This window comes from Novosphingobium sp. BL-S-32, from assembly GCF_056857055.1.
In genome coordinates this window covers 701,792-715,179 of the sequence record NZ_CM166476.1, presented here as the reverse complement: position 1 = coordinate 715,179, position 13,388 = coordinate 701,792, and the positions used below count along the sequence as shown (strand labels likewise).

General features: G+C 64.7%; 9 protein-coding genes. 8 read left to right on the top strand and 1 reads right to left on the bottom strand.

What is annotated here, in order from left to right; all coding sequences use genetic code 11:
* Nucleotides 1-96 precede the first annotated feature (96 nt).
* Together pgi and AC1VVK_RS03340 are read left to right on the top strand one after the other, a co-directional pair.
* Nucleotides 97-1,617, top strand: coding sequence for a glucose-6-phosphate isomerase (gene pgi, locus AC1VVK_RS03345; protein ID WP_482904373.1), 1,521 nt, complete (start codon nt 97-99; stop codon nt 1,615-1,617).
* Nucleotides 1,618-1,782: 165 nt separating this feature from the next.
* Nucleotides 1,783-4,083, top strand: coding sequence for a S8 family peptidase (locus AC1VVK_RS03340; RefSeq protein WP_482904372.1), 2,301 nt, complete (start codon nt 1,783-1,785; stop codon nt 4,081-4,083).
* Nucleotides 4,084-4,130: 47 nt separating this feature from the next.
* On the opposite strand, the gene AC1VVK_RS03335 is transcribed toward AC1VVK_RS03340, so the two are convergent.
* Nucleotides 4,131-4,778, bottom strand: a complete 648-nt coding sequence (locus AC1VVK_RS03335; protein WP_482904371.1) for an RBBP9/YdeN family alpha/beta hydrolase — start codon at nt 4,776-4,778, stop codon at nt 4,131-4,133.
* 271 nt (nt 4,779-5,049) lie between these two features.
* Here AC1VVK_RS03335 and gor point away from each other — a divergent pair, with 271 nt between their 5' ends.
* From gor to bioB, 6 genes are all read left to right on the top strand, one after another.
* On the top strand, nt 5,050-6,396 hold the full coding sequence (gene gor, locus AC1VVK_RS03330) for a glutathione-disulfide reductase (RefSeq protein WP_482904370.1): 1,347 nt from the start codon (nt 5,050-5,052) through the stop codon (nt 6,394-6,396).
* 290 nt (nt 6,397-6,686) lie between these two features.
* Entirely contained in the window at nt 6,687-8,213 is a 1,527-nt protein-coding gene (locus AC1VVK_RS03325) for an acyl-CoA carboxylase subunit beta (RefSeq protein ID WP_443478670.1), read from the top strand.
* 102 nt (nt 8,214-8,315) lie between these two features.
* Nucleotides 8,316-9,497 carry a beta-ketothiolase BktB gene (bktB, locus tag AC1VVK_RS03320; RefSeq protein WP_482904369.1) on the top strand — a complete coding sequence of 394 codons (1,182 nt, stop codon included), beginning with the start codon at nt 8,316-8,318 and terminating at the stop codon, nt 9,495-9,497.
* Entirely contained in the window at nt 9,494-9,931 is a 438-nt protein-coding gene (gene mce, locus AC1VVK_RS03315; protein WP_132385595.1) for a methylmalonyl-CoA epimerase, read from the top strand. Before bktB ends, mce begins: the two co-directional genes overlap by 4 nt.
* Before the next feature lie 137 nt (nt 9,932-10,068).
* On the top strand, nt 10,069-12,228 hold the full coding sequence (gene scpA, locus AC1VVK_RS03310; RefSeq protein ID WP_482904368.1) for a methylmalonyl-CoA mutase: 2,160 nt from the start codon (nt 10,069-10,071) through the stop codon (nt 12,226-12,228).
* Between the two features lie 89 nt (nt 12,229-12,317).
* Nucleotides 12,318-13,388 (top strand): biotin synthase BioB, encoded by a 1,071-nt coding sequence (bioB, locus tag AC1VVK_RS03305; RefSeq protein WP_482904367.1) that lies wholly within the window; start codon nt 12,318-12,320, stop codon nt 13,386-13,388.

Genomic DNA, 13,388 nt, shown 5'->3' with positions numbered 1-13,388 from the left:
TGGCCAAGTGGGTCAAGCCCTGCATAACGCCCCGCGCGATTAGGGTGCAATTCGGGCCGGAATTTGGCCGCAAATTCGAATGAAGGGATACAAGGCATGAGCAAAGCGGCGTGGAACAAGCTGGAGAGCCTTCCCAAGCTGAGCCTGAAGGAGCTCTTCGCTGCCGATTCCGGCCGTCTGGACACTTTTGCCACGCGTTTCGAGGCGGGCGATCCGGAAGCCGCCTGCGGCATGCTGTTCGACTGGTCGAAGACCCATCTCGATGCCGCCCATGTCGCCGCTTTCGAGGAACTGGCCGAAACGATGAACTTCGCCGGCCGCCGCGCCGCGCTGTTCGCCGGTGAGATCGTCAACCCCACCGAGGGACGCGCCGCCGAGCACACCGCGCAGCGCGGCGTCGGCAAGGAAGAGAGCGTCGAACTCGCCGCCGAGTATCACCACCGCATGGCCGCCATTGTCGAGGCCATCCACCGCGGCGCCATGGGCGAGGTGAAGCACCTCATCCACATCGGTATTGGCGGTTCGGCGCTGGGTCCGGCGCTGGCGATAGATGCGCTGGCGCGTGACGGTGCGATGGTCGACGTTCACGTCGTCTCCAATATCGATGGCTGCGCGCTGGAAGCGGCTTTCGCCAAGTGCGATCCGGCCACGACCATGCTGGCGGTGGCATCCAAGACCTTCACCACTATCGAAACCATGACCAATGCCGAGAGCGCGATCACGTGGCTGCGCGAGAACGGTGTCGAGGATCCCTATGGCCGCATCGTCGCGCTGACCGCCGCGCCGGACAATGCCATTGAATGGGGCGTCGACGAGACCCGCATCCTGCCGTTCTCGGAAAGCGTGGGCGGGCGTTATTCGCTGTGGTCCTCGATCGGGTTCCCGGTCGCCATGGCGCTGGGCTGGCCGGACTTTGCCGAGTTCCTGAACGGGGCGGCGGCGATGGACGTCCACTTCCGTGATACCGACGGCCTTGCCAACCTGCCGCTGCGCGCGGCTTTCGGCGACCAGTACTACACGCGCCTGCGCGGCTGCCAGACGCGCGGTGTCTTCGCCTATGACGAGCGCCTTGCGCTGCTGCCGGACTATCTCCAGCAGCTGGAGATGGAATCGAACGGCAAGTCGGTCACGGCCGACGGTGCGCCGATCGATGGGCCGACCGCGCCGATCACCTGGGGCGGCGTTGGCACCGATGCCCAGCACGCGGTGTTCCAGCTCCTGCATCAGGGCACCAACATCGTGCCGGTGGACTTCATCGCCGCCATCGCGCCGGGTGACGATCTCAACCCCGCGCATCACCGCATCCTGCTCTCCAACTGCTTCGCGCAGGGCGCCGCGCTGATGGCCGGCAAGGAAAGCGACGATCCGGCGCGCGCCTATCCGGGCGACCGTCCTTCGGCGACGATCCTGCTCGACGAAGTCATCCCCGCCACGTTCGGCGCGCTGGTAGCCTTCCACGAGCATCGCACCTTCGCCAACGCCGTGCTGATGGGCATCAATCCCTTCGACCAGTTCGGCGTCGAGCTGGGCAAGGAAATCGCCAAGCAGATCGAGAAGGGCGATACCGCGTTCGATCCTTCGACCGAGGCGCTGCTCGCATTGGCGGGCATCAAGTAAGTCCGCGAGAACACTGCTCGTAAATTGAAGGCCTCCGCAGCAATACTGCGGGGGCCTTCAATCGTCTTGCGATGTCCCGCTCTATAATGACCCCATGGGGACATGGCCGGGGCCACCGGTGCCGAAAGGCACGGGCGGCCGGCCGTATCATGGGGAATGGCGGCGATGGGGGGAGCGCGAAAGGCTCCGGGGCGGACGGCTTCGGCATGGCACGGCGCTGCGACGGCGAGTTTGCTGGCACTTGCTCTGGCGGGCTGCGGTGGAGGCACCGGTGGCGGCGTGAATTCGACGCCCGTTCCCACGCCGACCCCAACACCAACCCCGACGCCCACACCCACGCCGACATCCTCGATACCGTCCGGCTATGTCATCACGCCCGCCGCCCAGCAGGCAAAGCGCTCCGGCAATGATGACGCCGAATACCGGCGCAATTACGTCTCATTCGAATATGTGAACGCGCTCTACGCGCTCGATTCCGGTCATACCGGGCAGGGCGTGCTGGTCGGCGTGCTCGACGACGGGGTGAAGGCGGTCTCCGAACTTTCGGGGCAGATTTCCTCGCTCAGCCGTGACTTCGGCACCGTCACGCAAGGCGGAGTGACGACGAGCCGCAATGTCGTGGGGGACGACTGGTCGGATCACGGCACCATGGTCGCCGGGGTGATCGCCGCGAAGAACGACGGGGCAGGGGTTCAGGGCATAGCGCCCGACGCCAAGGTCGTCGCGCTGCGCATCAGTGCCGTCGATCTCGATGAGAGCGATACCGAAAAGGCCGAAACGCTGGGCATCCACATGGCCGAGGCGCTCGACTACGCGGGGCAGAACGGGATCAAGGTGGTCAACGCCTCGATTGCCAAAGTCGATTCTTCGGTGCCCAGCGCCAATTGGTCGCAGGCAGTGGCGAAATACGCGGCGACCGGCGGTCTGTTCGTCAATGCGGCGGGCAACGAAGGCCTTGCCAATGCCGATGGCTATCTGGATGTCGCCGCCGCCAATCGCGATGCCTGGCTTTTCGTGGTCGCGCTCGAAGGCACGCAGACCAGCTATCAGCTGACCGATTATTCGAACCAGTGCGGCGCTGCCGTCATGGACCACTGCGTTGCCGCGATGGGCACCAGTGCCACGCAGGCGGTGGACGGCAGCTATGACTGGTTTTCAGGCACGAGTGCAGCGGCGCCGCAAGTCTCCGGACTTGCCGCGCTGATCCTGTCCAAATGGCCGCAGCTTACCGGCCAACAGGCGGGGCAGGTGATCCTCGCCACCGCGCGAGACATCGGGGTTCCCGGTGTCGATCCGGTTTTCGGCCACGGGCTGATCGATGTGCAGGCCGCGCTCTCTCCGGTGAATCCCACGCTTTCGAACAGCACCGTCGCCACGGCGGCGGGTACTACCGAGCTGCTGCTGCCGGATGCCGTTGCGGCAACGGGCGTCAAGGCCAAGGCACTGTCGTCGGTGACGGTGCTCGATGCGTTCGGGCGGGATTTCAGCGGCGATCTGTCCGGTCTCGTGGCCCGGCCCCGCGATGTGCCACGTAGCATGGAGCGGCAAGTGGAGGTGCAAAGCCGCGCCGGGAGCACCCGCTTCGATACCGGCGATCTGCAAGCCAGCATGGGCTTCTCCGCGCTGCGGGCCGGGCCGGACGGCAGCGAAATGCGCGGGTTCCTCACCAGCGGCGAACTGGCGGTGCGCACGGGTTCGACATGGCTCACGGCCTCGCTCCATTCCACCAACGCCGTCTCGCCCGAGTTCTTGGGCATCGCGCCGAGTTCGGACGCGGTGTTCGCCTATTCGCCGCTCGCCGACATGGCGTTCGGCGCGGAACATCCGCTGGCGGGTGGCAGGCTGGGGATCACCGTGGTGGGTGGTTCCGAGCGCAGCGAAGCGGTCCGCCAGCCCCGCGCGGCGGGTGCGGTGGTGAACTGGCGCGCGCAGGGGACCAGTCTCAAGGCGGGCGTGATCGATGAGGACAACGCGGTCTTCGGCACGCCGACAGGCGGTGGTGCGCTGCGCTTCGGAGACGGCGCGACCACGACGTTTATCGAAGCGGCGCAGTCCGTGCCGCTGGGCGGAGGCTGGGGGCTGTCAGGCTATGCCAGCCTTGGCGCAACGCGGCTCAAGCTGGCGGACGACATGCTGCTTACCCATGCGGGCACGATGGCCACCACGCGCTTTGCGCTGACGGCGAACCGAGGCCTCGCGGGCGGCGTGCTGCGCATCGGCTTTGCGCAGCCGCTGACCGTGATCGCGGGCCAGGGCACTTACACGCTCGCGACGGGCTACGATCTTGAGAGCCGCTCGCTGGTGTTCGGCCAGCGCAAGGTCGGCTTCGGCAAGGGCATCGACCCGCTGCTCACGTTCGGCTTCGAGAAGAACAGCAAAGCGTCGCAATTGCAGCTTGCGGCGGCGGCGAGGGCGGACGGCGGGGACGTTCGGCTGCTCGGCACCTGGCGCCTCTCGCTGCGCTGAAGCCGCATCGGGGCCGGAGCGCACACGGCGTCCCCGGCCCTTCGCTTTCAGGAGCGGTATTCAAGCCCTTCCGACCAGTCGCCGTTCAGCGGGACATGCGATGTGGCGGCAGCAGGCTGCGTATTCATCAGGCGGTGCAGCAGGCGCTTGCCTTCGTCCCAGCTTCCAAGCTTGGAATCGGCATTGATATGGCCGGCGTCGCCCGCGTCCTCGAATTGGCTGCCCCATTGCTTGGCGAGGAGCTTGGCCGTCGGAAAGCCGATCCATGGATCGTTGCGGCTGGCGACAAGGATCGAGGGGAAGGGCAGCGCATCCGCCGGAGTGGGTGCAAAGCCGTTGAGCCGATCGTCGCGCGGGAAGAAGTCGACCTCGGGCGGGGCCACCAGGAGGGCACCGATCACGGGATTCGACCAGCCGGGCTGCTCGAACTTGGCCCACCACGCGGTGAGCAGGCAGCCCAGGCTATGGGCAACCAGCACCACCGGACGTCCGGCGCGCTGCACGGAAAGGTTCAGCCGGTTGATCCAGGTGTTGCGATGCGGCTTTTCCCATAGGCCGAGGTCGACCATCTGGGCGTCTTCCATTTCGTCTGCCCAGCGGCGCTGCCAATGACCTGCCCCGCTGCCGTCAAGGCCGGGGATGAGCAGGACGAGCGGCTTTTCGGCAGGCGCTTCAGGGATTTGCGTCTGTGCCATTTATCTTCTCCCGTAAGGGGCGCCCGCCGGCGATGAGGGGGGAGACCGGAGGGCGATGCGACTCCTATAAACTCAACCAAATGAGTTGACAATGAGTCTGCGCCCAGCGGAGGGCCGCTTTCGATGATCCGTTAAGGTGAGGGCAGCCCGGCCCCATGCACCTGTCCGCAAATGATGCGTTGGCAATCGGCCCGCCCATGCCCCATATGCCCCCGGCCCGGGACCGGGCCCGGAACCAAGCGCGCCAAGGGGCGCATCAGGAGCAAGCCGCATGTCCGAATTCGACTACGACCTCTTCACGATCGGCGCCGGATCGGGCGGCGTGCGGGCCAGCCGGATTGCGGCGTCGCACGGTGCGCGGGTGGCGGTGGCGGAGGAGTACCGGGTCGGCGGGACCTGCGTGATTCGCGGCTGCGTGCCCAAGAAGATGCTCGTCTACGGCGCGCACTTCGCTGAGGATCTGGAAGACGCCAAGCAGTTCGGCTGGGACATTCCCGAAGCGAAGTTCGACTGGGTGAAGCTGCGCGACAACGTGCTGGGCGATGTCGATCGGCTCAACGGGCTCTACACGCAGACGCTTGAAAACAACAAAGTCGAGATCTTCCACGAGCGCGCGACGATCACCGGCCCGCACGAGATCACGCTGTCGAGCGGCGAGAAGAAGACCGCCAAGGTCATCCTCATCGCCACCGGCGCGCGTCCGCAAGTGCCCAATTGCCCGGGGCACGAACTGGGCATCACGTCGAACGAGGCGTTCCATCTCGATGCCATTCCCCAGCGCGTCCTGATCGCCGGGGCAGGCTATATCGCCAATGAGTTCGCCGGCATCTTCAATGAATTCGGCGCCAAGGTGACGCTCATCAACCGCTCCGACCAGCTCCTGCGCGGCTATGACGAGCAGCTGCGCGACCGCCTGCTGGAGATCTCGATCGCCAAGGGCATCGACTTCCGCTTCAATGCCGACTTCCGCGGCATCGAGAAGAATGCCGATGGCTCGCTGACCGTCTCGATGACCAACCACGAGCCGCTCGAAGTCGACTGCGTGATGTTCGCCACCGGCCGCGTACCCAATGTCGAGGGGCTCGGACTGGAGAACGTCGGCGTCGCGCTGGACGACAAGAATGCCATTCAGGTCGACGACTATTCGCAGACCAACATCGACCACATCTATGCCGTGGGCGATGTGACCAACCGCGTGCAGCTGACCCCGGTCGCGATCCGCGAGGGGCAGGCCTTTGCCGACACCGTGTTCGGCGGCAAGCCGACGACGGTCGACTATTCGTGCATTCCCTCGGCGGTGTTCAGCCATCCGCCGATCGGCTCGGTGGGCCTTACCGAGGCGCAGGCGCGTGCGCAGTACGGTACGGTGGAGATCTACACGAGCGACTTCCGGCCGATGAAGAACGTGGTCGCGCATCGCAATGAGCGTTCGCTTTACAAGATGGTCTGCGAGGCGGGCACCGGCCGCGTGCTGGGCCTGCACATGATCGGGCCGGAATCGCCCGAGATCATCCAGGCCGCCGCCATCGCCGTGAAGGCGAAGCTGACCAAGGCGGACTTCGACGCCACCATCGCCGTTCATCCGACGATGTCCGAGGAACTCGTGCTGATGAAGTGATCGCGGGCGGTTTCGTCCGACTGATTGGCAACCGGGGCCGCGGTGACTGTTCGTTCAGTCGCCGCGGCCCTTTTGCATTTGCTTCGGGGCGCCGGAAAGGTGGAGGGCGGGAGCATCTTGTCGCACAGGCGATGGCTGCATGCCCAAACCCATCGGTGGGGCGAAATCGGCCCGAATGTGCCACTTTTGTCGTTTAACCGTGCGATTAAAACTATTGACCTTGGCGTTTCAACCTGCCTTAGCAAGTGCAACGAATTCGTGCCGTCAAGGTCACTGCCAAGGGATAACGGATGTCAGCCAATATCGCCGAAATGGAGAAGCGCCGCGCCGCAGCAAAGCTGGGTGGTGGTGAGAAGCGCATTGCCGCACAGCACGCCAAGGGCAAGCTGACCGCGCGCGAACGCCTCGATATCCTGCTGGACGAAGACAGCTTTGAAGAGTTCGATCTTTACGTCGAGCATGACTGCACCGATTTCGGCATGGAGAGCCAGAAGATCCCGGGCGACGGCGTCGTCACCGGATCGGGCACCATCAACGGCCGCCTTGTCTACGTGTTCAGCCAGGACTTCACGGTGTTCGGCGGCTCGCTCTCGCATCGTCACGCGCAGAAGATCTGCAAGCTGATGGACAACGCGATGAAGGTCGGCGCCCCGGTGATCGGCCTCAACGATTCCGGCGGCGCGCGCATTCAGGAAGGCGTGGCTTCGCTCGGCGGCTATGCCGAAGTGTTCCAGCGCAACGTACTCGCTTCGGGCGTGGTGCCGCAGCTTTCGCTGATCATGGGTCCCTGCGCCGGCGGTGCGGTCTATTCGCCGGCGATGACTGACTTCATCTTCATGGTGAAGGACAGCTCCTACATGTTCGTCACCGGACCGGACGTGGTGAAGACCGTCACCAACGAGGTCGTCACGCAAGAGGAACTGGGCGGTGCGATCACGCACTCCAGCAAGACCTCCGTGTCCGACCTCGCGCTGGAGAACGATATCGAGGCGCTGCTGGCCGCGCGCGATTTCTTCGACTTCCTGCCGCTCAACAACCGCGAGGAAGTGCCCGAGCGTCCTTGCGCCGATCCGTGGGACCGTGCCGAGGAAAGCCTCGACACCGTGATCCCGCCTTCGGCCAACCAGCCTTATGACATGCATGAGGTGATCAAGAAGACGCTCGACGAGGGCGATTTTTTCGAGGTTCAGCCGCTGCATGCCGGGAACATCATCGTCGGTTTCGGCCGTATCGAGGGCAAGACCGTGGGCGTCGTCGCCAACCAGCCGATGGTGCTGGCGGGCGTGCTGGACATCAACTCGTCCAAGAAGGCCGCGCGTTTCGTGCGCTTCTGCGATGCGTTCAACATCCCGATCATCACTTTCGTGGACGTTCCCGGCTTCCTGCCGGGCACCGATCAGGAGCACAACGGCATCATCAAGCACGGCGCCAAGCTGCTGTTCGCCTATGCCGAGGCGACCGTGCCGAAGATCACCGTGATCACCCGCAAGGCCTATGGCGGCGCTTACGACGTTATGGCGTCCAAGCACCTGCGCGGCGATCTCAACTATGCCTGGCCGACCGCCGAAATCGCGGTGATGGGCGCCAAGGGCGCGGTGGAGATCATCTTCCGCGGCCTCTCGCCCGAGGGCATTGCCGAGAAGACCAAGGAATACGAAGACCGCTTCGCCAACCCCTTCGTGGCGGCGAGCCGGGGCTATATCGACGAGGTGATCTACCCGCACTCGACCCGCAAGCGCATCGCGCTGGGGCTGCGCAAGCTGCGGACCAAGAGTCTCGAAAACCCCTGGAAGAAGCACGACAACATTCCGCTTTGATAGCGTCACGGATCGCGGCGTATCGCCTTTGGGCGGACACCGCGATCCACCCCAGCCGCGAAAGACGGCACGCATCGAAAAACCAGATTGGGAAGTCAGGTCATGGAAGACATCTACATCGTCAGCGGCGTACGCACGGCAGTTGGTGATTTCGGCGGCTCGCTGAAGTCGTTCATGCCCTCCGATCTCGGCGGCAAGGTCGTGACCGAGGCGCTGGCCCGCGCGGGCGTTTCGCCTGAGGACGTCGGCCATATCGTCATCGGCCAGGTCATGCCGACCAGCGCCAAGGACGAGATGCTCAGCCGCGTGATCGGCCTTAACGCGGGCGTGCCGTTCGAAGTGCCTTCGATGACGCTGAACCGCCTCTGCGGATCGGGTGTGCAGGCGATCGTTTCCGCCGCGCAGATGATGAAGCTGGGCGAGGCGGGGATCACCGTCGCGGGCGGCGCGGAATCGATGTCGAACGTGCCCTATCACGACCACGGCGTGCGCTGGGGCAAGAAGATGGGCGACAACACGCAGGAAGACGCGCTGACCGTCGGCCTGTCGGACGCCATCGGCGGCTACCACATGGGCATCACCGCCGAGAACGTGGCGGAGCGCCACTGCATCTCGCGTGAGGATATGGACACGGTCGCCGCGACCAGCCACCAGCGCGCCGCCAAGGCTATCGCGGAAGGCCGCTTCAAGGAGCAGATCCTCCCCGTCGAAGTGAAGACCCGCAAGGGCGTCACCGTCTTCGATACCGACGAACATGTCCGCGCGGACACCACCGTCGAGACGCTCGGCGCGATGCGTCCGGCGTTCAAGAAGGACGGCACGGTCACGGCGGGCAATGCCTCGGGCATCAACGACGGCGCTGCCGCCGTGGTGCTGGCGACGGCTTCGGAAGTCGAGAAGCGCGGGTTGAAGCCGATGGCGAAGATCGTCGCCTGGGGCCATGCCGGTGTCGAGCCTGCCTACATGGGCGAAGGCCCGATCAAGGCTGTACCGGTGGCTCTGAAGCGCGCCGGGCTCTCGCTCGACCAGATCGACGTGATCGAGAGCAACGAGGCTTTCGCCGCGCAGGCTGCCGCCGTTTCCAAGGTGCTCGGCTTCGATCCTGAGAAGGTGAACCCCAACGGTTCGGGCGTCTCCATCGGCCACCCGGTCGGCGCGACAGGCACGATGCTCGCCATCAAGTGCATGTACGAGCTGAAGCGCACGGGCGGGAAGTACGGCCTTGTTACCATGTGCATCGGCGGCGGCCAGGGCATCGCCCTCGTGCTGGAGAATGTGGCGTGAAGCTGGGTCGTCTCAACCACATCGGCGTCGCCACGCCTGATCTCGACGCCTCGATCGCGTTCTATCGTGACGTGATGGGCGCCACCGACATTACCGAGCCGTTCGTGCTCGAAAGCCAGCAAGTGCGCGTCTGCTTCGTCAACACACCGGGTGAAGATGGCACTGCCGGTACGCAGATCGAACTGCTCCAGCCCACCACGCCGGACTCGGCCGTGGGCAAGTGGCTGGAGAAGAACCCGCTCGGGGGCCAGCACCACATCTGCTACGAAGTGCCGGACATTCACGCGGCCAAGGCGTGGTTCGAAGGCCTTGGCAAGCGCGTGCTGGGTGAGCCGCGCATGGGCGCGCACGGGACGCTGATCTTCTTCGTCCACCCCAAGGACATGGGCGGTCAGCTCACCGAGATCATGGAAACGCCCAAAGAGGCGCATTGAATAGAAGCCGTCGCCCAAGCTCCACCGTCATCCTGAACTCTTTTCAGGATCCATTTCGCCTCCGGGCGACGACGGTGAGAGGGCGAGGAATGGATCCTGAAACGAGTTCAGGATGACGAAGCTGCAAGGGTAGTGCGATGACCGAGGGACCGAACATCAACGACTGGAAGGCAGCCGCCGACAAGGAGGTCAAGGGCAAGGACCTGACCTGGAACACGCCCGAGGGTATTGCGGTAAAGCCGCTCTACACCGCAGAGGACGTGACCGTCGATCCCGGCCTTCCCGGCTTCGCGCCGTTCACGCGCGGCGTGCGTGCCTCGATGTATGCCGGCCGTCCCTGGACCATCCGCCAGTATGCGGGCTTCTCCACTGCCGAGGAATCGAACGCCTTCTATCGCCGCAATCTTGCAGCGGGTCAGAAGGGCCTTTCGGTCGCCTTCGACCTTGCCACCCATCGCGGTTACGACAGCGACCATCCACGCGTCGTGGGTGATGTGGGCAAGGCCGGCGTCGCCATCGATTCGGTCGAGGATATGAAGATCCTGTTCGACGGTATTCCGCTCGACAAGATGTCGGTTTCGATGACGATGAACGGCGCGGTGATCCCGATCCTGGCCTTCTTCATCGTTGCCGGCGAAGAGCAGGGCGTAGACCGCAAGCTGCTCGACGGGACCATCCAGAACGACATCCTCAAGGAGTTCATGGTCCGCAACACCTACATCTACCCGCCAGAGCCTTCGATGCGGATCATCTCGGACATTTTCGGCTACACCAGCCGCGAGATGCCGAAGTTCAACTCGATCTCGATTTCCGGCTACCACATGCAGGAAGCCGGCGCGACGCAGGTGCAGGAACTGGCCTTCACCATCGCCGACGGCGCGGAATACGTGAAGTACGGCGTGGCCTCTGGCCTCGATATCGACAAGTTCGCGGGTCGCCTCTCGTTCTTCTTCGCCATCGGCATGAACTTCTTCATGGAAGTGGCCAAGCTGCGCGCCGCGCGCGTGCTGTGGCACCGGGTGATGACCGATCTGGGCGCCAAGGACGAGCGTTCGAAGATGCTGCGCACGCACTGCCAGACTTCGGGCGTGAGCTTGCAGGAGCAGGACCCCTACAACAACGTCATCCGTACCACGATCGAGGCGATGGCCTCGATGCTGGGCGGCACCCAGTCGCTGCACACCAACGCGCTGGACGAAGCGATCGCGCTGCCGACCGACTTCTCGGCCCGCATCGCCCGCAACACGCAGATCATCATCCAGGAAGAGACCGGCATGTGCAATGTCGTCGATCCGCTGGGTGGGTCCTACTACATTGAATCGCTGACGCAGCAGCTGGTCGACCAGGCCTGGGAGATCATCGATCGCGTTCAGGCCGAAGGCGGCATGGCCAAGGCCGTCGCTGCCGGTTGGCCCAAGGCGATGATCGAGACCGCTGCCGCCGCCCGTCAGGCGCGTGTGGACCGGGGCGACGACGTGATCGTCGGCGTCAACAAGTACCGCCTTGCCAGCGAAGACCTGCTGGAAACGCTGGAAGTGGACAACGCCAAGGTCCGCGAAGGCCAGATCGCCCGCATCAACAAGATGAAGGCGGAGCGTGACGAGGCTGCTTGCCAGGCCGCGCTCAAGGCCCTGCGCGACGGTGCCGCCGCGCCCGCCAGCATCGAGAACAACCTGCTCGCACTTGCCGTCGAATGCGCCCGCGCCCGCGCTACGCTGGGCGAGATCAGCTCGGCCATGGAAGACAGCTTCCAGCGCTATGGTACCCAGCCGACCCCGGTGAAGGGCGTCTATGCCGCGCCCTACGAGGGTGACAGCCGCTGGCAGCAGGTGCTGGACGGTGTGCAGGCCGTGGAGCGTCGTCTCGGCCGCAAGCCCAAGGTGCTGGTCGCCAAGATGGGCCAGGACGGTCATGATCGCGGTGCGAACGTGATCGCCTCCGCCTTTGGGGATATGGGCTTCGACGTTGTTTCCGGCCCGCTGTTCCAGACGCCGGAAGAAACCGTGGTGCTGGCGCTGGAGAGCGCGGTCGACGTGGTCGGCGCGTCCAGCCTTGCAGCCGGTCACAAGACGCTGATCCCCGAACTGATCCAGAAACTGCGCGAAGCCGGTCGCAGCGATATCAAGGTGATCGCCGGCGGCGTCATCCCGCCGCAGGACTATGAGTTCCTGCGCAATGCCGGCGTTCAGGGCATCTACGGGCCCGGTACGAACGTGGTGGAGTGCGCGGCGGACGTATTGCGCCTGCTCGGCCACAACATGCCGCCGCTCGGTTCTTCGCTGGAAGCGGCGGAATAAGGACGGCGATGCTGGATCGACGCCGCGCTTGTGATTATGGCGGAGCTTTGGCCCCGCGTTATCCCGCGCGCGTTCCGGCTGCCTGAGGAATGACTATGACCGAGACCCCCGCCGTCACCACCCGCCCCTTGGCCCGAAACGACTGGACCCGTGAGGAAATCGCGGCGCTGTTCGATCTGCCGTTCACCGAACTGGTGTTCCGCGCAGCCGAAGTCCATCGCGCCAGCCATCCGCACAACGAAGTGCAGCTTTCCACGCTGCTTTCGATCAAGACCGGCGGCTGCGTGGAAGACTGCGGCTATTGCTCGCAGTCGGTTTCGGCCAACAGTGGCGTCAAGGCGACCAAGCTGATGGAAGTGCAGCAGGTGCTGCAGCGCGCGGCGCAGGCGGCGGATCAGGGCTCGACCCGCTTCTGCATGGGCGCGGCCTGGCGCAACCCCAAGGACCGCGACATGCCTGCCATCATCGAGATGGTGAAGGGCGTGCGCGCCATGGGCATGGAAACCTGCATGACGCTGGGCATGCTGACGCCCGATCAGGCGGACATGCTCTCCGAAGCGGGTCTCGACTACTACAACCACAACATCGACACCTCGCCTGAGCGTTACGATCAGGTGATCACCACGCGCACGATGGACGACCGCCTCGACACGCTGTCGAACGTGCGCATGGCAGGCATCAACGTCTGCTCTGGCGGCATCGTCGGCATGGGTGAGACGCGGGCTGACCGCGTTGGCTTCGTCCACACGCTGGCGACGCTGCCCGATCACCCGCAGTCGGTGCCGGTTAACGCGCTGGTTCCCGTGAAGGGCACCGTGCTGGGCGACATGCTGGCCGACACCCCGCTCGCCAAGATCGACGACGTGGAATTCGTGCGCACCGTTGCGGTGGCGCGCATCACCATGCCGCTGTCGATGGTGCGCCTCTCAGCCGGCCGCGAATCGATGTCCGAAATGACGCAGGCGATGTGCTTCATGGCCGGCGCGAACTCGATCTTCACCGGCGACAAGCTGCTGACCGCGCCGAACTCCGGCGATGACAATGACGCGGCGATGTTCGCGCGCCTCGGCATCAAGCCGATGGCCATCGAACTGACCCCGGCGCAAGTCGAAGCCCAGCGCATGCCCAAGGGCTGTGCGAAGCTGGAAGCGGCCGAGTGA